The following is a 21,000-nucleotide window of genomic DNA, read 5'->3' on the forward strand; positions in this document are numbered from 1 at the left end:
TTTTGGTCTGTTAGTTGAAGATGTAGCGCAGACCCAGCTGCAACTGCCAACGGGAAGTCGTTACACCATTAAATACGCCCTGGCTGTTTACATATGAACTTGTCAGGGGCGAACCGTCGGCGTTAGTGGCAAACGTATAGATAGGTCGGCCTGTAGTACCCGTGGCTGTATTAGGCGTTTCGTAGCCAGAGAAACCAAGTAAGCTAGTCCGCGCAGCAGATTTGACCACCCCCCAATCAGAATTCAAGAAGTTCAACAAGTTGAACATCTCAAGAGATACTTGCACAGAATTGTTGCTGTTGCCAGTACGCACTTTGAAGTCCTGCAATACGCGCAAGTTTAGGAAGTCAACCCAAGGCGTAAGCGCAGCACCACGCTCAGCATATTTACCGCGACGATTTTTCAAATAAGAGTCTTGCTCAATGTAAGCATTGAGTTGATCCCAAATCTGTTGTGTCGTACGAGTATCCGTTGCGTTAGTGGTGGTCAGAAGGATTTCACTTTGGTTGCGGGGTACATATAGCAGATTAGTATTCGATGCGCCAGTGTAACCATTTGGTGCGCCACCATACGTATATGAAAAATTACCACCATTACGACCTTCGTAAATTAATGAGAAGGTAGTAGCAAAGAATTTGGCGTAGTCAAGACGATAGCTAACATAACCAACCACACGGTGTGGGAACCAGTTGCTGGCATAGCCTAGCACCGGCGAGTTAATATCGGTCACGTATGGATTACCCGTAAACAGGCCACCAGCCGTGGACCCACTTTGCGAGTTCAAATCCTTCGAGTCTGTAAACGTATAGGCCAATGAGCCATTTAAACGGCCTGACGTTTTCTGAATCTGTCCTGTTAGGCTAAAGGCATATCCTTTGTCTGTGTTGTCCTGCACCAGAGCTTGCGTGGCACCAGTGGTATTGATCAGCGTGTTAGTGCCATAAAGGGGGCGACCGTCACCAGCTAGGGTACCTACTGGCGCAGCAAGATTCGCATCACGAATGTAAACAGCGTTGATATCCTTTGTATAAATCAATTCACCTGTTGCTACAAAACCACCAGGCAATGTTTTGTCAATGCCAATGTTGGTACGGAAGACCTGAGGAAACTTGAAGTTAGGTGCTGTTACATTTATGGCATATGTTGAGGCTGCCGAAGTTGTCTTAGGCACATAGGCGTTTACGTCAGGGTTGAACGGCGTGTTAACATTATTCAACGGATTAGGCTGACCCGTGGTGAGAGACACCGGATTCGATGCGGTAGTTGGACCTGAGGTGATTGTGTTAAAGAACACGCCGTTATTGCTCAACTGATTTGAGATCCAAACGAAGGGCACTCGACCAGTGAACACACCAGCACCACCGCGGACCTGCAATGATTTGTTGCCAAGCACATCCCAGTTAAAACCAATGCGGGGAGAGTACAACGGCGTCGTTACCGGCAATTTGTCAACATACAGTTTTTCGCCATTTGCAAACGTCTGGGCTTCGACAGCTGCATTACGGAATAAACCACTAGCCGCTTCGTTGTAGATAGGCAAATCGACCCGCAGACCAGCCGTTACACGCAGATTCTTGACGCCTGTGTAATTATCCTGAACGTAGAAACCTAATTGCGACGCTTTAAAATCAGCAGCAGGAGCTGGATTACCAGCAAGAGCAGAGTACTGTTGATAGAAACGCGTTGGGGCGTTAGCAGCAGACGGGGCCGTAGCGTTGTTGATGAAATCGCTAATACTGTTGTACTGGTATGTACCGTATACAACCTGCGTAAAAACGTTGTAGAACTTGTAAAATTCGTTGGCCGTACCCAGCGTAAATGTATGCGCGCCAAGGAAAGCGTCAAACTTATCATTAACCTGAATAACGTCTTGGTCGAGGCGGTTATTGACTGTGAACGGATCAGGACCAAACGAAGTCAAGTTCTGGCCGTTAGGTCCTAAGATGTCAACCGTTGGGAAAGGTGTTACGGCACCACCACCACCCTGCTGACGGGTATCACGGAACGAATTGTAACCCAACTGTAGGTTATTGGCAAACTTACCATTGCCAAACGACGAATTCAATTCACCAAACACGCTATATAGATTGTTCAGAATCCGGTAATAGGAATTCGAGAACGGGAGTGTGTTTACGCTATTGGCACGCCCGCCTGTAGGGCCTGATGCAAACCCACCAGAGCCACTAGGATTGACATCACGAAATGCGTTCAGTTGGTTATAACGGATTGTCAGTTTGTTATTATCGTTGATGTTCCAGTCAATCTTAGCTAGGAACTTTGTGCTTTGCTGGGGTACGTTGAAATTGTTGTATGAACCTGGGTCATACGTCCAGCTTTTACCATTACCTGGCGTGATTAGGAACGTGCGAAGACGTTCTAAATCCGTTTCAGGGTTCACATTACCGTTGGCTAGTACAGAACCGGGCTGGTTGACAGTAGTACCTGTCTTCTGCCCATATGGATATAGTACGGCGGGTGACGTAGCTTCTTCCCGTTCGAAGTTGCCAAAGAAAAACAGTTTGTTTTTGATGATTGCTCCACCAAGACGAGCACCATAGTTGGCATAAGTAAACGAAGGGCGTTGTAACTCAGGCAATTCTGTACCAGCAATCTTCTTACCCGCGAGTGCGTCATTTTTCGTGTAGTAGTAAGCAGAACCTTGCAACCTGTTAGTACCACTACGTGTCACTGCATTTACACCTGCACCAGTAAAAGCACCCTGACTTACGTCATACGGTGATAACTGTACACTGATTTCCTGAATAGCATCAACACTGACGGGCTGAGCATTCGACTGTCCACCAGGCAAGGCACTCAGACCAAATACGTTGTTTGAAGTAGCACCGTCAATTGAGAAATTGTTATACAAGTTAGACCGACCACCAAACGAGAAGCCCGGACCAGCCTGTGGTGTTAATACCGAAAAATCCTGGAAGCTACGGTTCAAGGTAGGCAAACGCTCAAAGCTCTCTTTCTTAAAGTTTGTTGATGCACCCGAACGGTCTGAATCAATAATTGAACCGCGAGCTGTCACTACAACTTCTGATAGTTGCTTACCAACCTCAGCTAGTTGAATATTTAAGGAAACGGGCACACCTAAGTCAGCCGACAGTAATTGCCGCTTTTCGTCTTGGTAGCCTACAAAAGACACGGTGATGTTATAGGGACCACCAATCCGTACTGCCGGAAACGTGTACCGCCCCGCCGCGTTTGTTGTTATACCATAACGAGTACCCGAAGGCTCATGGACGGCAACAATCGTTGCACCAGGTAGCGGCTGGCCTTTGTCGTCGGTGACAACCCCATTAATTGATGAGGTGGTGACACCCTGCCCGTAGCCCAGTACGGCCAGTAGCATACTGCCGAGCAGCATGAAAGCCGCCCGGAAGCGCAGTAGCTTTTTAAACATAGAAGTGTTTGGTTTGATTGTTAATGCTGTCATGTCCGCACAGTTGGACCTGGTGAAGGTTTGAGCCGCAAAGGTCTGACAAGTTTCTGTGACCACCAAGTGACCTATCACTGAAAAATGCTATGAATAACTTAGCCTACGGTTAATTTCTTATAAATCGTCCTATTCCACCTGTTTTAAGTACACTTCACTTTGTTATCTATTTGTTAAGCCAACGGAATCCATTTCCAACGCGTTATCCCTACTTAAACAGGCTACTTTTGCCCTATGACAATTCAGGATTCAATTAAGCTGACGCAATACAGCCACGGTGCGGGTTGCGGTTGTAAAATTTCTCCGAAAGTGCTCGATCAAATCCTGCACGCCCAAACCGCCGGACCAGCCTCGCCTGCCCAATCGTTTGCTACACTTCTGGTTGGCAACGACAGTCGCGACGATGCCGCCGTGATGGATATCGGCAACGGCGAGGCCATCATCAGCACCACCGACTTTTTTATGCCTATCGTTGATGATGCTTTCGATTTTGGGCGTATCGCTTCGGCCAACGCCATCAGCGACGTGTATGCGATGGGCGGTCAGCCTCTTATGGCTATCGCTATTTTGGGTTGGCCCATCGACAAGCTGTCGCCCGACGTTGCCGGGCAGGTCATTGCGGGAAGCCGGGCCATCTGCGCCGAAGCAGGTATCCCGCTGGCGGGTGGGCACAGTATCGACTGCCCCGAACCCGTGTTTGGTTTGGCCGTAACGGGCCGGGTTCGTATCAGCGATCTGAAACAAAACAACACCGCTACCGAAGGCTGCCGCCTGTACCTGACCAAACCTATTGGTGTGGGCATCCTGACAACAGCGCAGAAAAAAGGTATCCTTCTGCCTGAACATGCCGATCTGGCACCACGCCAAATGGCCCAGCTAAACTCATTTGGGGCTGTTTTGGGGCAGCTTCCCTACGTGAAAGCGCTTACCGACGTAACGGGATTTGGCCTGCTGGGTCACCTGGTCGAGATGGCCGAGGGCAGCGGGCTCAGTGCCGACATTGTATTCGACGATGTGCCGAAGCTCGATGCCGTTGCGGGGTATCTGGCGCAGAAAAGCATTCCCGGTGGCACCATCCGCAACCTCGACAGCTACGGTCATAAAATTGCCGACCTCCCCGACGAGCAGCGGTTCATTCTGGCCGACCCTCAAACATCAGGCGGTTTGTTGATCGCCGTCGACCCAAACAGCAGCGATGAATTCGAACGCGTAGCTACCGAAAACGGATTTTCCCTTCACTCCTTCGGCGAAATGGTGGCGAAACGAGAGAAAGTGGTGTATGTGAATTAACGAGATGAAATTATTCTTCCGTGAAGTGGGTGACTTGAGCGCCCCGCCCATGCTTATTCTCCATGGCTTGTTTGGTTCGTCAGACAACTGGCTGACTATCAGTAAATCAATTGCTGCGCTAGGTTACCGCGTCATCATGGTTGATCAGCGCAACCATGGCCAATCGCCCCGGAGTGACGATCATTCGTATCCCGACATGGCCGCCGACCTGCACGAGCTAATCCTTGATCTGGGTTTACGGCAACCTGTTCTGGTGGGGCACTCGATGGGGGGTAAAACCGTGATGCAGTATGCCATGACCTACCCAGGTACGTTCTCCAAACTGGTGGTAGTAGACATTGCGCCGAAATTTTATCCCGTTCACCATGCCGACATCCTGCGCGGTCTGGCCGCTATTGATCTTCGTGGTCTGAAAACCCGCAACGAAGCCGACGAGTTGCTGAAACAATATGAGCCAATACCGTCGGTGCGGCAGTTTTTGCTTAAAAATCTCTACCGCGAAACCACCTCCGACGGAACAACGGCCTTCAATTGGCGGCTAAACCTGCCCGTTATCGCCCGCGAAATTCACGGTATCGGCGACGAGCTAACCGATATGCAGCCCGTACCGGAGCCTACCTTATTTGTGCGGGGAGAGCAATCACCCTACATCCTCGACAGCGACTGGCCGGGCATCCTGCGCCTGTTTCCCCACGCCAAACTCGTCACCATTGCGGGTGCGAGCCATTGGGTGCAGGCCGAAAAACCCGTTGAATTTGTAGAAGCACTGCGGGATTTTTTAATGTACAATGCATAATGTACAATGAATAATGTACAATGGCTTCGCAATCAAACAATTAGAGCGCGAAGTCATTGTACATTATTCATTGTACATTAAATCACCGTTCCCCCGTCGGCGTAGAAAAAGCTGCCGGTGGTATAGGACGACGCAGAAGAGGCCAGCATCAGGGCCATCGGACTGATCTCGTCGGTGGTACCCATGCGGGCAATGGGCAGGCGTTTGGTAAAATGTGCCAGCGTTTTGTCGTCCTGCCAGAGGGCCTGACTGAACTTGGTTTTAATAAGGCCAGGGCAGATCGCGTTCACCCGGATGCCATCGGGACCCCACTCTTTGGCCAGCACTTTGGTGAGCATATTCATGGCTGCTTTGCTCACGCTGTAGAGGCCCAGACCGGGGTCAGGGGTGTGGCCGGCAATGCTGCTGATCATGATGATGCTGCCACCGCCCCGCGCTTTCATACTGGGGTACACCAGCTTACTCAGCTCAAACGGGGCTTTCACGTTGGCCTGCATGATCTTATCGAACGCCCCGCCATCAGCCTCCAGTGACGGGCCAAAGACGGGATTCGAGGCGGCGTTGTTTACCAGAATATCGACCCCGCCATAAGTGGCAACGGTCTTTTCCACTAATTGGGCCAGTTGGTCCATATCGCCCACATGGGCGGCAATACCGGTGGCTTCGCCCCCATCCGCTTTGATCTGGGCGGCCAGGGCGTCGCAGGCCTCCTGCTTGCGACTGCTGATAATGACTTTAGCCCCAAACCGGGCATAGAGCCGGGCAATGTCTTCACCAATGCCTTTGCTGGCGCCGGTAATGATGGCAACTTTATCGGTTAAATCAAAAACAGCTTTCTCAGCTTGAGCAGCAGACATATAAATTATTGGTTTATTTAGGCAGGGGCACGCTCAGCGAACATCTTCTTTTTGCCAAAGGCAAAACGCCGACGTACCTGTTGGCAGTGACAGGCGGGGCATCAGTTTTACCTCGGCGGCGAGAATTTTGTAGAAAAGCTTGTTGAGCAAATTATCGTCGGCCAGGATAGTGAAGTCAGACCCAGCTTTGCTCCGAATCCAGTGTTTTGGTATCAGTCGTGTTAACCACCGTAGTAGTAGCACCGGCCCGGCCAACAGGGCGTTGAAATAAGACGAATATACCACTTCGCCCGCTTTTTGGTCAAAGAGGCTGGTTAGTTCGAGACGGGTGTAGCGCCGGAAGTGCTGATTGACTACGTCGTGGTGGCTCCAGAGTAACATATGGGCGGGCACCGTTACAAAAACCAGACCTTTAGGACTACACACGCGCTGAAGTTCCATAACAGCAGTCTGGTGATCTTCAACGTGTTCGATCACGTCGAAGGCACAAACCACATCATATGAGTTATCCTGGTAAGGCAGTTCAGTTACGGACCCTTGTGTTACCTGCATCGACAGTTCCTCGCGAAGAAACGTACAGCACGAAGGCTCATATTCCACCGAAGTAACATCGCCCAGCGTACTTAGCAGCTCGGTTGTACGCCCCGTGGCCACCCCTACGTTTAAAATACGGAGTGGGTGCGTTTTTGCGGCATACAATTTGGTCAGTCGCTGAATAAGCTGCCCCCGGATGACAAACCACCAATGGGTTCGCTCCAATTTATAGTAGTCTTGGTAATAGGCTAAATCCATGCAAAACTCGTCTTGAAAAAGATCGGCGTTGGCGCAAAAGTAGCCCTAAGCCCTGATTTTACACTATAATGAGCTAGTATTTGGTCATCCACTTCCATTGTTCGTGCGTACATTTACCCCCGTTCCTTATGCCCATGCACTCACCTACCGACACACCTTTGTTTGGCTCCTGGCCCCGCGCCTACGCGGTGGTACTAGGGGCGCTACTCCTGGAAATCGCCTTTTTTTACGGCTTAATGCACTGGTTTGCATGAGCAGTCTCGACTGGTGGATTTTAGGTGGAACCATCGCCCTGTTGGTATTATATGGCCTCTACAAAAGCCGGGGCAAACAATCCTTCGATGACTACACGCTGGCGGGCCAGTCATTGCCGTGGTACCACGTTGGTATGTCGGTGATGGCCACACAAGCCAGCGCCATTACGTTTCTGTCGGCACCGGGGCAGGGGTTTTCCGACGGCATGCGGTTTGTGCAGTTTTATTTCGGCCTGCCGCTGGCCATGGTAGTTCTTTCCATTACGTTCGTCCCCATTTTTCACCGACTGCGGGTCTACACTGCTTACGAGTTCCTCGAAAACCGCTTCGACGGGCGCGTACGGTCACTCACGGCCGGGCTGTTTCTCCTGCAGCGAGCATTATCCACAGGTGTGTCGATTTACGCGCCGTCTATCATCCTCTCTACCATTTTAGGCTGGAATATCTATTGGACCAACCTCATCATGGGCGGTATTGTACTGTTCTATTCGGTATCGGGCGGTACCAAAGCTATCTCCTACACACACCTCACCCAGATGCTGATTGTAACGGTAGCCATGTTTATTGCCGGGTTCCTGACCGTTCATAAACTGCCCACCGATATGGGTTTTACCGATGCCCTGCGCGTGGCCGGAAAAGCCGGACGACTGAACCTGATCGACACGACTTTCGACGTGAAAAGTCGCTACAACCTCTGGTCGGGGCTGATCGGAGGCTTTTTTCTGCAACTGTCGTATTTCGGTACCGACCAGTCGCAGGTAGGGCGTTATCTCACGGGCGAGACCATTAAACAGAGTCGGATAGGCCTGCTGATGAACGGGTTGTTGAAGGTGCCGATGCAGTTTCTGATCCTGCTGGTGGGCGTGCTGGTGTTTGTTTTTTACCAGTTTCATGAATCGCCGGTGTTTTTCAACAAGCAGGAAGTAGAACGGCTGAACGCGGGACCGCTGGCGGGCGAGTTTCAGGTCCTCAATCGGCAGCATCAGGGCCTTTCTGCCCAACGCCGCGCCGCTGTACTCAACCTGCAACGGGCGACTGCACAAAACAATGACGCGGCGGCGGCAGCGGCCGGCGATCAGCTGGACAAAGCCGATGAGGCCCTGGCGAAGACGCATGCGGCGGTGTCGGACTTGGTGAAACGCAACAACCCGGCGGCCGACAAGAATGATGTAAACTATGTGTTCCTGCGCTTTATCCTCGACTACCTGCCCCACGGCCTTATCGGCCTGCTGATCGCCATGATCTTTATCTCCTCGATGGGGTCTATCGCGGCTGCTTACAGTTCGCTGGCATCCACTACTGTAGTTGATATATACCGCCGTGTCTGGCCCGGCAGTACCCACAACGAGGTGGTGGTATCGCGCTGGTCGACCATTGGGTGGGGTATCTTCTGCGTGGTTGTGGCCCAGTTCACCAACCGCATCGGCAGCAGCCTTATTGAAACGGTCAACATCCTCGGCTCCTTGTTCTACGGGGTCATCCTCGGCATTTTCTGCGTTGCCTTCTACGTCAGGTCCATTGGGGGCCGGGCCACGTTCTGGGCAGCCGTAGTGGCCGAAGCGGTGGTGTTCGTCTGTTACTATTTCGATCTCATGGCGTTCCTCTGGTTCAACGTAGTGGGCTGTTTGCTGGTAGTGGCACTAGCCTGGCTTTTTACCACCCTCCAGCTCAATCTGCGTCCGGTTCGGGTGGCAGACGAGTAAACGGGCATGGACAGTACGGTTGTTAAATTTTGCTAAACGGCAGCACCAGACGCCGATAACTCCCGTTATTGACCCATCAACTTCCCTCCTACTTCTGTGTTTCGTAGCGGCTTTGTTATCTTTTTTCTTTTTGTTGCCGGTTCACTAAGCGCCCTTGCCCAGGTGCCGCGCTTCATTATCGGCAACGTATTTGACCAGGAGACAAAAAAGGGGGTTAACAACGCTACGGTTATTAATCCGCGTACACAGGCCATGGGCCGAACCAACGCGCTGGGCGCTTTTTACCTCGACGTAAAACCCGGCGACTCGGTAATTGTGATTAGCCCGAGCCACGGACGAGTGGGGTTGAAATGGGACGGCGTGACCAAAGAACCACAGTTGCTGATGAAGCGGCAGCTGTCTGACGACGTAGTCAACCTGCCGGTGCTCACTGTCCGGGCCAAGCGCGACGCCGAAATCAGAAAAGAACTGGCGCAGATTCTGAGCGAACCCGAAGCCCGCAAAGGACTGTCGGGCGAAGAAATTTTTTCGCTGGCGCAGTCGCCTGTTACGCTCTTGTATGAGCTATTCAGCAAACAGGCACGGGCGCATCGAAAAGCCGTCATGATTAGTCAGCAACACCGGAAACGCATGCTGGCCAACTACCGCGTTGAACTGATTACGCAACGGGCCACCGACCTCCAGGGTGAGACCGTTGAGAGCTTCCGCGACTACTGCAATTTCAACGACGACTTTGTGCTTCAGGCCACCGAATATGACCTGACGTTTGCAGTTTTACAGCGCTACAAACAGTACGCAAGACGGTAAATAATTTATATAAAGTGTGTAGTACAGCGGGTATTTCCGGGTATATCCAGCCAAATTCAGGCATTTTTCGAGCCTTGTTTTCTGGCTAATGGTCTTGACCCTCTTGAAAATGATTATTTTTATAACTTTCTGATTTATAGCGCTTTATTAATATAACAGAGTCTATCTACAGCGAACAATATGCTGGTTAACAGTGTTATCTAATCAAATCTCCTCTATACCTACTGCTGCTTTTTGTGGGCGGCGCTCCTTGCGCTATATCCTGCGTTTGCGGCTATATTTGGCGGTCTTCGTTTGGTGCCCAGTTTTACGTTCGGCCCGGTTTTTGGCCAATCGCCAGTTCATGCTTGTACGTATAGACAGGATCAACATCATCAACTTAAAGACACTTTATGTCGAAGAACTTAGTCATTGTGGAATCGCCGGCAAAGGCGAAAACAATTGAAGGCTACCTTGGCCGTGACTTCACGGTACGGTCTAGTTTTGGCCACGTCCGCGACCTGCCCAAAGACGGGTTGGCGGTTGACGTATCCAATGGCTTTCTGCCCTCATACGAAGTTTCGCCCGACAAGAAAAAGCTGGTAAGTGAACTCAAGTCACTGGCTAAAGCCGCTGAAGTAGTGTGGCTGGCAACGGACGATGACCGCGAAGGAGAAGCAATTTCGTGGCATTTGAAAGAAGCCCTGGGTCTGCGTGACAATACCAACCGCATTGTTTTTCGCGAAATCACCAAGTCGGCTATCCTGAATGCCATTCAGTCGCCGCGCACGATTGACGTTGACCTCGTCAACGCGCAGCAGGCCCGGCGGGTGCTGGACCGGCTGGTGGGTTATGAACTCTCGCCGGTGCTGTGGCGCAAAATTAAAGGCGGCCAAAGCCTGTCGGCGGGTCGCGTACAGTCGGTAGCGTTACGTTTGGTGGTGGAGCGCGAACGGGAGATCGATAAGCACAACGCGAAGTCGAGCTTTAAAGTAACAGCGCAGTTTTTGGTTGATGGCAGTAAGATGCTGAACGCCGAACTGGCTAAAAACTTTGCCACCCCCACCGACGCCCGCGCCTTTCTGGAGCACTGCATCGGCGCAACGTTTACGATCAAGAATCTGGAGGTGAAACCCGCCAAGAAATCACCGGCGCCGCCTTTCACAACCTCTACGCTGCAACAGGAAGCATCGCGCAAGCTGGGCTACTCGGTAGACCGTACCATGCGCATCGCCCAAAACCTGTATGAGGCCGGTAAGATTTCGTACATGCGGACCGACTCGCTGAACCTCTCGCGGGAAGCCGTCGACAAAGCCGTGGCCGAAATTTCGACCGAGTTTGGCAAGAACTACGTACAGACCCGGCACTTCAAGAACAAAAACGAGTCGGCGCAGGAAGCCCACGAAGCCATCCGTCCCACCAATTTCAACGACCGTGCTGCCGGAGGTGATCGCGACCAGAAACGGCTGTATGAACTGATCTGGAAACGGGCCATCGCCTCGCAAATGGCCGATGCTCAACTGGAACGGACTACCGTTTCAATCGATATCAAAAGCACCGGTGGCCGCGACGAACGGTTTCCAAACGAACTGATTGCGCAGGGTGAGGTCATTAAGTTCGACGGGTTCCTGAAAGTGTACCTCGAATCGAAAGATGACGAAGACGATGAAGATGCCAAGGGTATGCTGCCCCCGCTGACGGTTGGTCAGGAGCTGGATCTGAGCGTGATGAAAGCCACCGAGAAGTTTACGCGTCCACAGCCACGCTACGCCGAAGCCTCGCTGGTGAAGAAACTGGAAGAAATGGGCATTGGCCGCCCGTCGACCTACGCGCCTACGATCTCGACGATTATCAACCGGGGGTACGTGGTGAAACAGGATAAGCCCGGCACCGAGCGCAAATTCCAGGAGTACACCCTGCAACGCGAACAGATCACGGAGACAAGCGGCAAGGAAAACTTCGGCTCAGAAAAGGCCAAGCTGTTTCCCACCAACACGGGTATTGTGGTCAACGACTTCCTGGTTGAATACTTCCCCGACATTGTGGATTTCAAGTTCACGGCCAATGTCGAGAAAGAGTTTGACGAAATTGCCGACGGTAAAGTAAACTGGCAAAAGATGCTGGGCGACTTCTACGGCGATTTTCACAAGAACATCGAAGAGATTCAGGGGTCGAGTGTAGTATCGTTTAAAACCGGTGCCCGCGAACTGGGCATTGACCCTAAGTCGGGCAAGAAAATATCGGCGCGATTGGGTAAATACGGGGCCTACGTTCAGATCGGTGAATCGACCGACGACGAAAAGCCTATCTATGCCAACCTCCGCGACGGGCAGTTGATCGAGACAATTTCCGTTGAGGACGCGCTGAGCCTGTTTGCCCTACCGCGTGAAGTGGGTTTCTTTGAAGACAACGCCATGACCATCGGCATTGGTAAGTTTGGTCCCTACGTGAAGCACGACGGCAAGTATGTGTCGCTGACCAAAGAGGACGACCCGTATACGATCACCGCCGAACGGGCTATTGAGTTGATTCAGCAGAAACGCAACGAATCGTCGGGCGATGCGCTGGGTGAGTTTGAGGGCAAGCCCGTCACCACGGGTAAAGGCCGTTTTGGCCCCTACGTGAAGTACGAAGACAAATATATTTCGCTGGGTAAAGGTGAGCAGCTAACGGGGCTTACGCTGGAGCGGGCCGTTGAACTAATCCAGCAAAAGCGCAACGCTGAGGCCAACAAATACATCAAAGAATTTCCGGAGCGTCCTGAAATTAAAGTAGTTAACGGCATGTATGGCCCCTATCTGGCCGTGGGCAAACGCAATGTGCGCCTGCCTAAAGACATCGACCCCGCCGAGCTGACGCTGGAAAAGTGTTTGGAATTGGCTGGTGGGGACGAAGCCGCCGCACCCGCTAAGAAGGCTCCTGCCAAGAAAGCAGCTGCTACCAAGGCACCAGCAAAAGCCGCCGTTAAAGCGCCTGCTAAAAAGGCCGTGGCAAAGAAAAAGTAAGCGAATAGATCCGGTTAGAGTTTACTGATGCCATCACTAAGCGTGATGGCATCAGTCGTTTATAGGTATCGACCCAGTCCACGTTTTCTCATGAGCAGCGCTTTTTTAAAGAACGAAACCGCCGATGCCCCCGTCGTTATTCCGGCGCGGGCACCGCTACCACCGGGGACTAGCAACTACGTGACCCCACGCGGTCTGGCACTGCTCCGGCAGGAACTGGCCGAGCTGGAAACCGAGCGCGTGTCTGTGCAGCACACCGCTCCCGACGAGACCGAACGAACCCGTCAACTAGCGCTGATCAACGGGCGTGTTGGCGCACTCAACCAGCGTATAGCCTCGGCCAGTGTAGTTGACCCTGCCACCCAACCCCATACCGAAGTCCGGTTTGGGGCCACCGTTACGCTACAACCCAAAAAAGGCCCCGACCGCACGCTCACCATTGTGGGGGTTGACGAGGCCGACGCCAGCCATGGACGCGTGGCCTTCACCGCCCCCATTGCCCGCGCCATGCAAGGAAAGCGCATTGGCGATTCAGTAGCGTTGCGCACGATGAAAGGTGAGGAAACCTATACGATTGCGGCCATTGATTACGGATTTTAGGGAGAGGCTTATTTTTTGTATCTTGATACTTATGAAACAGCGCAAGAAAATTGTGGTACTATCGGGGGCGGGCATCAGCGCTGAAAGCGGCATCGCCACCTTCCGGGACTCGAATGGCCTTTGGGAAAATTACCGGATCGAAGACGTAGCCACACCCGATGGCTGGCGCAAAAACCGTGAACTGGTGCTTGATTTCTACAACCAGCGCCGGAAACAGGCGCTGGAAGTGCAACCAAACGCGGGCCATTATGCTCTGGCAAAACTGGAAGACTATTACGACGTCACGATCATTACCCAGAACGTGGATGGCCTGCACGAGAAGGCCGGTTCCAGCCACGTAATGCACCTGCACGGCGAGTTGTCAAAGTCGCGGAGTTCAGTAGATGAATCGCTGGTGTATGACATTGAAGGTTGGGAAATCAAAATCGGCGACCGTTGTGAAAAAGGCTCGCAACTGCGCCCGCACATTGTCTGGTTCGGTGAGGCCGTGCCCATGATGGAAGAGGCCATCGACGTGGCGCTGACCGCCGATATTTTTATTGTCGTAGGCACCTCGCTGGTGGTATACCCCGCTGCCGGCCTGGTCGATTTCATTCCCGAAACAGTACCCATCTACGTGGTGGACCCCAACCTGCCCGAGGTGAAAAAACGGCCCAACCTCACGCTCATTGGCGAACCCGCCAGCATTGGCATGACCCAGTTGGCCGATAAGCTGATTGCAGAGACAGCCTGATTTTAAGTGGATAATGGGTTGCCAGCCTAGGATCGGTGTGTTAGTTTGCTGTCGCGCGGCCCTTCGACAAGCTCAGGGTGACAGAGAAGTTGAATCAAGGTAGGCTAGTTTCTTATTTCCCTGTCACCCTGAGCTTGTCGAAGGGCCGCGCGACAGCAAACTACCACACCAAGTTCCTCAACTCATACTGGCCACACGTCCCGCTAAAGCAGAAAAATTCGCTTAGATCTGTCTCTTCCGCGTTCTTCTGTCTATGACATCTGCGGAGAAGACCCAACTAGCCCACCACCTTCTAAATGAACACTACGGCGTACAGGCCATCTATGGCCGGGTAGACCCCATGCACGAACTGATCGGCACAATTCTCTCGCACCGGACCACCCACGCCAACGAAGTAACGGCCTACCGCACCATGCGCGAACGCTTCCCTACCTGGGAGGCCGTACGCGATGCGCCCCTGCCCGACCTGATTGCCGCTATCCACACGGCCAACTACCCGGAGGTGAAAGCGCCCTACATCCAGAATGTGCTGCGCGAACTCATCGCCGAACGAGGTGCCGCCAACATTGATTTCTTGCAGGACCTATCGACCGAAGAGGCCATGGATTGGCTTACCAAGCTGCCTGGTATAGGTCTGAAAACGGCTACGCTGCTGCTCCTTTTCTCCTTCCACAAACCCGTGCTGCCCATCGACACGCACGTGCACCGGGTAACGCAGCGACTAGGTTTGATTGGCCCGAAAGTAAGCGCTGAAAAAGCCCATGCGCTGCTGCTCAGTTACTTACCAACCGACGCTACCGAATTATTCAACTTCCACAAGCATTTCTACTGGCATGGGCAACGTGTCTGCACCTGGTACACACCCAAATGTGAGGCCTGCGTATTGGCCCCCCACTGTGACTTCCTGCAATCGGGCAAAACAATGGTGTTGAGTAGTACACCGAAGAGGAATGGTAAGTGACGAGCGGTGAGTGATGAGCTTGCTTTACCCAGCCTAACGGCTCCGGCGAATGCAAAACTCATCACTCACCGCTCGTCACTTACTACTCACTCATTTCCTGTAAATAGTGGTTGCAGCGGCCTGGGTAGCAGCCAGGATCGTGATGTCGGCGATGGTGACGTGGGCCGGGGCCGTTACGGCATAAACAATGGTATCGGCAATGTCGGTGGCCTGTAGGGGATCGAAACCAGCATACACCTGGGCAGCACGGTCGGTGTCGCCTTTGAAGCGAACAGACGAAAAGCCCGTTTCTACGGCTCCAGGAGCAATATTGGTCACTTTGATGCCGTGTTGCGTCAGGTCCAGCCGCATGCCGGTACTGAGGGCTTCCACGGCGGCTTTGCTGGCGCAGTACACCGCTCCGTTGGCGTAAGTCTGCTTACCGGCAATGCTGCTGATATTCACGATATGCCCCCGCTGCCGGGCCACCATACCTGGAATGACGGCTTTCGATACGTACAGCACGCCCTGCACGTTACCGTCGATCATGGCGTCCCAATCGGCTACGTCACCATCCTGAATGGCTGACAGGCCATGCGCGTTGCCGGCATTATTTACCAGGATATCAACAGCCCGCCATGCCTTGGGCAAGGACTCAATAGCGGCCGTAACGGCGGCGAAATCACGCACATCGAACGCCAGAGTTATTACCTCGGTTTGGGCAGAAAGTTGCCCTGCCAGTTCATCGAGTTTATCCTGCCTGCGTCCGCAGAGAATGAGGCGGTACTGTAGGTTAGCGAATGCTTCGGCTGTAGCCCAGCCAATGCCCGACGAAGCGCCGGTGATGAGTGCAATCATAGTTTTGAATGAACCGCCGCTGCGGTTCATTGTGCATCAATTAGTGGTGTGTCTAGTTCAGCGAGCGAAGCCAGAATTTCTTCCTGCGTCACCTCATGATCCACCAGCTTACCAGACAGGTATTGTTCGTAGGCGCTCATGTCGAAATGGCCATGACCACAGAGGTTAAACAGGATTGTTTTGGGGGTACCTTCTTCTTTGGCCTGTTGTGCCTCGCGGATCACTGTGGCAATGGCGTGGTTGGCTTCGGGAGCAGGAATAATGCCCTCCGTTTTGGCAAACAGTATACCCGCCTCAAAGCATGATAACTGATTGTGCGACTGCGCCTCGATCAGCCCGTCGTGCAGAAGCTGGCTGACAATGGCCCCCGCGCCGTGGTAACGCAGCCCCCCTGCATGAATGGGCGCCGGAATGAAATTATGCCCCAGCGTATACATGGGTATCAGCGGCGTCATGCCAATGGTATCGCCGAGGTCATAGCGGAACACGCCGCGTGTGAGCTTGGGGCAGGAGGCTGGCTCGGCAGCAATGCACCGGATCTGTTTGCCCTCGGCAAGGTTATAGCGCAAAAACGGAAACGATATACCCGCGAAGTTAGACCCACCCCCAAAAGGGGCCACCACAATATCGGGGAAATCACCGGCCTGTTCCAGCTGCTTGATGGCTTCGAGGCCAATAACGGTCTGGTGCATCAGCACGTGGTTAAGCACGCTCCCCAGGGCATATTTTGTCTGCTCGTCCTGAAGGGCCATCTCTACAGCTTCGGAGATGGCAATACCCAGACTACCCGGCGATTTGGGGTCCTGCGCCAAAATCTGTTTGCCTGCGTCGGTCCGCTCCGAGGGGGAGGCATACACGTTGGCCCCCCAGGTGTGCATCATCATTTTCCGGTAGGGCTTGCCGTCATAGCTGGCCCGCACCATATACACGTCGCACGCCATGCCAAAGAGGCTGCAGGCAAAGCTGAGGGCACTACCCCACTGACCCGCCCCCGTTTCGGTGGTAATGCGCTTCACTCCTTCCTGCTTGTTATAAAAAGCCTGAGGCACGGCGGTATTGGGCTTGTGCGAACCAGCCGGGCTGACACCTTCATACTTGTAATAGATTTTGGCGGGGGTATCGAGGGCTTTTTCCAGGCCCGTTGCCCGAAACAGCGGCGTAGGACGCCACACCTTATAAATCTCCCGCACCTCGTCGGGGATCCCCACCCAGCGGTCGGTGGTCACTTCCTGCTTAATAAGCTCCATTGGAAAGAGCGGCATGAGCATCTCAGGACCAATGGGCTGGTGGGTACCGGGGTGAAGTGGCGGCAGTGGCTTGTTGGGCATGTCGGCCACAATGTTGTACCACTGCTCCGGAATGTCGGTTTCGGCAAGGATAAATTTCTTTTGCATGAGTTAGTGTAGGGATGAATGAGCCCCAAAATAGGGGTTAATCCCGAAAAGCCCTATCCAGCCGGATTATCTGCGGAATGAGTAGCCGGGTTTCGTCATTAATGAGCAGTTCGTCGGCCAGTTGCTGCCGGGCTTCGTCGCTTATCTGCCGACTGATGATAGCATTTATTTCGGCCTCTGTACGCTGAGGGTCACGGTGCTGAATCCGCCGGATGCGCAGGTCGAGGGGGGCCATCACCACCACCACCGCGTCGAGGTCGTTGCCCTGTCCGGCGGCGTTCATCAGGGCGGCTTCTTTAATCACGTAGGGTAGCTCTGCATACGCTGCCGCCCAACGCAGGGTGTCGGCCTGCACGCGGGGATGAATAAGGGCATTCAGTTGGGTGAGCAGGGTGGGATTGGTAAACACCTGGGCGGCTACAAACGCCCGGTTGTATTGCCCGCTGGCGTCATAGGCCATCGGTCCCAGAAGCCGCATAATGTCGGCCCGAAGCAGGGGGTCATGGTTGGTAAGCCACTTAGCCCGTTCATCGGCTTCGTATACGGGCACACCCATTGCCTTGAATACCCGACAAACCGTGCTCTTACCAGACCCTATGCCACCGGTAACCCCAATTTTTTTCATATCTGACCGCTTAACGTATCCATATTCTTCATTGAACAGCCGCTTACTATATTTTAGGTTAGCATATCGACAGACAGAACTATACTTGTTAGAATTGTCGCAGTTAATCGGCTACCGATTAAAAACACCTAATCCTAAGTTCATACTAGGTTACTATAACAGGAATGGACTTAATTTGTGCGTTGCAAAACCATTGCATTCACCCTACCCCATAATGACCCATAAAAGATGCTCCTATGACAGCCCCTCAATTAAGAGACGAAGAACTGATTCGCCTCTTTCTCAGTACTCGACAGAATGAGTACTTCGAGACGATCTACCATCGGTACGTGAATAAAGTCTATAGACGATGTTATTCACTGACAAAGTGCACCGCGAAAGCCGAAGATTACACGCAGGACATTTTCTTACGTGTCCACGCCAACCTCAATGGTTTTAAAGAACGTTCCTCTTTCTCTACCTGGTTGTATTCGATCTCATACAACTACTGTATGGATCAAATTCGGTTAAATCACCGGCTAAACACCGTAACGATTGACGAAGACATGGCCCACAATATTGCTGATGAAGGAGACACCGATCACCACGAAGAACAACTTCAGACACTACAACTGGCCATTCAAACCATTTCGACTGATGAAGTAACTTTACTCCGCCTGAAGTACGAGGACGACCTCGACATTAAAGAGATTGCCAAACAGTACAATTTGAAAGACAGTGCCGTGAAGATGCGATTGAAACGCACCCGCGATAAACTCAGAACTCAATACACGTACCGTCTCGAATTTTAAGTAACAGGTTATCTTCCCCGGCTGCGATTTATGTTGTGTACCCATCTCGGTGCAAGCCTCCTTCATAAATCTGGCCCGGTAGCTACCCCTCCTTCATTCGGTTCAGCAAACGCCCGTATAATCATCTGATTGACTATCCGTTCGTTTCTTCTCAGGCTGCCGGCTACCACGCTCTTCACCCACCTTCCAAGAGCAACCATTACCTCCGTCTACATTAATTGCTGAACACTGGCCTTTACCACCCTGCGGTGAGTAAACAGTTCATGTTTTGTTGCTGCCGCTACTTACATTTAGCCGTCCATCACTTAACTGATCTGCCGTGCTTTGCTTAGCTCTCTCCCACCGCTGGCTTGCTGTCCTGCTTATTGTCGGGTATAGTATCAACGTATCTGCTGCCTTCGCCCAGACCGATACCACGGCGCGTATAGAGGGGAACGGCAAAAAGAAAAAGCAGTCGGGTAGCCACACGTCTGAGCCCAGACCGCTGTTTGCCACCGACGAACCACTCTCGTTTACGCTCTCGTCGCAGATGCAGCGCGTGGTGCGCGACCGAACAAAACCCGCCCCCAAAGCCGCTGTTGTTCGCCACCCGGCCCGCCTGATGTATGCCGCCGACACGGCCGTAACTTTACCGGTTGATCTGGTTGTGCGGGGTAACTTTCGGCGCGACGCCGCCAACTGCCTGTTTCCGCCGCTATACCTCGATTTTCCTAAGAAAGTGGTCAAGGGTACCGTTTTTGCCAAACAGAATAAGCTGAAGCTGGTCACTCATTGCCGTGACGATGAGTACGTTGTGCGCGAATACCTGGTCTACAAGCTCTACAACCAGTTGACGGATCTGAGCTTTAAAGCCAGGCTGGCGCAGGTCACCTACCTCGACTCGGCGGGGAAGCGCAAGCCAGAAACGCATTGGGGCATTCTGCTGGAAGATGAAGACGACGTATCGAAGCGGAACCACGTGACGGTCTATAAAAACCGGCTCAAAGCCGCCTACACCGATACCCTCAACATGGCCACGCTGGCGGTGTTTGAATACATGATCGGCAACACCGACTGGTCGGTGGTGTATCGGCACAACATCAAGATGGTAGTTGACTCTACCCGGCCCCGCCCCCTGGCCATTCCCTACGATTTCGACCATTCGGGCCTGGTCAATGCCCGCTACGCCAAACCCGCCGAGCAGCTGAACATCGAAACCGTGCGCGACCGGTTGTATCGGGGGCCGGCTTACCCAATGGCCGTTCTAAACCAGGTGTTTGCGCGTTTTCGCGCCCTGAAGCCTGCATTTTATGCGCTTATTCAACAGGATAAGCGCCTCAGCAGCAATTACGTTAAGGAGACGGTCTACTACCTGGATGGTTTTTACAAGACGATTGACAACCCCGAAAAAGCCAGGGCTGCTTTCCTCAGCGACCTCGACCGGAGTGTTCAGATTCGCGGTATGAACAACTGACAAGCCAGCTACCGCCGGGCTACGAGCATAATGAGACTGCTGATGACTACCACCGAAAAGCCAACCATAAAGAAGTTGTAGGCCACGGTAAGCAACCGGTATTTTTTGCTCAACACCAACCCCTGCGCATAGATGTTGTCGATCATGCTGTTGTACAGCCCTTCTTCGTTGGCAATCAGCAGGCGTAGTTGTTCGCGGTACTGAGCCGCTGAAAGTTGGGTATAGTCGCCGAAAAAAAGCAGGTCGATGGGGGGGCTAACGCGGGGCTCCACGTTCTTTCGCAGGGAGAAACTAGGCTTGGTGGCGAAGATGGAAATGACCACTGTTATGAGGCTCACGATCAGCAGCAAAATTTCGGGAATCAGCAGCCCTTCCATGCCCGACATTGGTCGCAGAAACGATGAAATAGTGATCGAAATCAGGATGGTGTTGATCGAAATCATAAGATTGGCTTTCTGATCGGCCATCTCGCTCAGACGCAGGTGGTTAGCCAGCGTGGTGCGAAACATCGTTTCGACGCCCTTGCTGGCCTTTTTCTTTTTCTTCTTTTCTTTTTTTGCCTTTTTCTCTACCGAAGTAGTCTCCGTCCGAATGTCATCGGGCAGGTGAGCCGTTGGTTCGTCAGGCAAGTTGGCTTGGTCAGTCATGGCAGGGCGTCAGGGTTGTACGGGATTGTGTCAC

Annotated in this window: 17 protein-coding genes; 10 read left to right on the forward strand and 7 right to left on the reverse strand. The window is 52.7% G+C overall.

Annotated elements, in window-relative coordinates; all coding sequences use genetic code 11:
* Window positions 1-10: 10 nt before the first annotated feature.
* Complete coding sequence (locus J2I47_RS25350) at window positions 11-3,442, reverse strand: TonB-dependent receptor (protein ID WP_229374939.1); 3,432 nt, start codon at window positions 3,440-3,442, stop codon at window positions 11-13.
* Between the two features lie 240 nt (window positions 3,443-3,682).
* On the opposite strand from J2I47_RS25350, the gene selD reads away from it, so the two are divergent.
* On the forward strand, window positions 3,683-4,732 hold the full coding sequence (gene selD / locus J2I47_RS25355; protein WP_374759931.1) for a selenide, water dikinase SelD: 1,050 nt from the start codon (window positions 3,683-3,685) through the stop codon (window positions 4,730-4,732).
* Between the two features lie 4 nt (window positions 4,733-4,736).
* Window positions 4,737-5,528, forward strand: a complete 792-nt coding sequence (locus tag J2I47_RS25360; RefSeq protein ID WP_207367428.1) for an alpha/beta fold hydrolase — start codon at window positions 4,737-4,739, stop codon at window positions 5,526-5,528.
* A gap of 77 nt (window positions 5,529-5,605) precedes the next feature.
* Here J2I47_RS25360 and J2I47_RS25365 read toward each other — a convergent pair whose 3' ends face one another.
* Both J2I47_RS25365 and J2I47_RS25370 read right to left on the reverse strand, forming a co-directional pair.
* Window positions 5,606-6,385, reverse strand: a complete 780-nt coding sequence (locus J2I47_RS25365; protein WP_207367429.1) for a glucose 1-dehydrogenase — start codon at window positions 6,383-6,385, stop codon at window positions 5,606-5,608.
* 33 nt (window positions 6,386-6,418) lie between these two features.
* Window positions 6,419-7,177 carry a class I SAM-dependent methyltransferase gene (locus tag J2I47_RS25370; protein WP_207367430.1) on the reverse strand — a complete coding sequence of 253 codons (759 nt, stop codon included), beginning with the start codon at window positions 7,175-7,177 and terminating at the stop codon, window positions 6,419-6,421.
* A gap of 250 nt (window positions 7,178-7,427) precedes the next feature.
* On the opposite strand from J2I47_RS25370, the gene J2I47_RS25375 reads away from it, so the two are divergent.
* The 6 genes from J2I47_RS25375 (at window position 7,428) to J2I47_RS25400 (ending at window position 15,219) form a co-directional block, all read left to right on the forward strand.
* A complete protein-coding gene (locus J2I47_RS25375; protein ID WP_207367431.1) occupies window positions 7,428-9,134 on the forward strand; it encodes a sodium:solute symporter family protein in 1,707 nt (568 codons plus the stop codon).
* 96 nt (window positions 9,135-9,230) lie between these two features.
* A complete protein-coding gene (locus tag J2I47_RS25380) occupies window positions 9,231-9,941 on the forward strand; it encodes a hypothetical protein (RefSeq protein WP_207367432.1) in 711 nt (236 codons plus the stop codon).
* Between the two features lie 392 nt (window positions 9,942-10,333).
* Entirely contained in the window at window positions 10,334-12,925 is a 2,592-nt protein-coding gene (gene topA / locus J2I47_RS25385; protein ID WP_207367433.1) for a type I DNA topoisomerase, read from the forward strand.
* Between the two features lie 90 nt (window positions 12,926-13,015).
* The gene (locus J2I47_RS25390) at window positions 13,016-13,525 is read left to right on the forward strand and encodes a GreA/GreB family elongation factor (RefSeq protein ID WP_207367434.1); all 510 of its coding nucleotides are present in this window, start codon (window positions 13,016-13,018) and stop codon (window positions 13,523-13,525) included.
* 31 nt (window positions 13,526-13,556) lie between these two features.
* On the forward strand, window positions 13,557-14,258 hold the full coding sequence (locus J2I47_RS25395) for an SIR2 family NAD-dependent protein deacylase (protein ID WP_207367435.1): 702 nt from the start codon (window positions 13,557-13,559) through the stop codon (window positions 14,256-14,258).
* 253 nt (window positions 14,259-14,511) lie between these two features.
* Window positions 14,512-15,219 (forward strand): endonuclease III domain-containing protein, encoded by a 708-nt coding sequence (locus tag J2I47_RS25400; protein ID WP_207367436.1) that lies wholly within the window; start codon window positions 14,512-14,514, stop codon window positions 15,217-15,219.
* 90 nt (window positions 15,220-15,309) lie between these two features.
* Here the strand turns inward: J2I47_RS25400 and J2I47_RS25405 are convergent, their stop codons facing one another.
* Genes J2I47_RS25405 through coaE form a run of 3 tightly spaced genes read right to left on the reverse strand, consistent with a single transcriptional unit; the run spans window position 15,310 to window position 18,075 of the window.
* Window positions 15,310-16,056: an SDR family NAD(P)-dependent oxidoreductase gene (locus J2I47_RS25405; protein ID WP_207367437.1), complete on the reverse strand. Its 747-nt coding sequence runs from the start codon at window positions 16,054-16,056 to the stop codon at window positions 15,310-15,312.
* A 26-nt stretch (window positions 16,057-16,082) separates the two neighbouring features.
* Entirely contained in the window at window positions 16,083-17,450 is a 1,368-nt protein-coding gene (locus J2I47_RS25410; RefSeq protein ID WP_207367438.1) for a TrpB-like pyridoxal phosphate-dependent enzyme, read from the reverse strand.
* 37 nt (window positions 17,451-17,487) lie between these two features.
* On the reverse strand, window positions 17,488-18,075 hold the full coding sequence (gene coaE, locus J2I47_RS25415) for a dephospho-CoA kinase (protein ID WP_207367439.1): 588 nt from the start codon (window positions 18,073-18,075) through the stop codon (window positions 17,488-17,490).
* A gap of 236 nt (window positions 18,076-18,311) precedes the next feature.
* Here coaE and J2I47_RS25420 point away from each other — a divergent pair, with 236 nt between their 5' ends.
* Together J2I47_RS25420 and J2I47_RS25425 are read left to right on the forward strand one after the other, a co-directional pair.
* Window positions 18,312-18,866, forward strand: a complete 555-nt coding sequence (locus J2I47_RS25420; protein WP_207367440.1) for an RNA polymerase sigma factor — start codon at window positions 18,312-18,314, stop codon at window positions 18,864-18,866.
* Between the two features lie 319 nt (window positions 18,867-19,185).
* Complete coding sequence (locus J2I47_RS25425) at window positions 19,186-20,319, forward strand: hypothetical protein (protein WP_310587746.1); 1,134 nt, start codon at window positions 19,186-19,188, stop codon at window positions 20,317-20,319.
* An 8-nt stretch (window positions 20,320-20,327) separates the two neighbouring features.
* On the opposite strand, the gene J2I47_RS25430 is transcribed toward J2I47_RS25425, so the two are convergent.
* Complete coding sequence (locus tag J2I47_RS25430; protein ID WP_207367441.1) at window positions 20,328-20,966, reverse strand: Pycsar system effector family protein; 639 nt, start codon at window positions 20,964-20,966, stop codon at window positions 20,328-20,330.
* Between the last annotated feature and the right edge of the window lie 34 nt (window positions 20,967-21,000).

The sequence above is a fragment of the Fibrella rubiginis genome, from assembly GCF_017353185.1.
GTDB lineage: Bacteria > Bacteroidota > Bacteroidia > Cytophagales > Spirosomataceae > Fibrella > Fibrella rubiginis.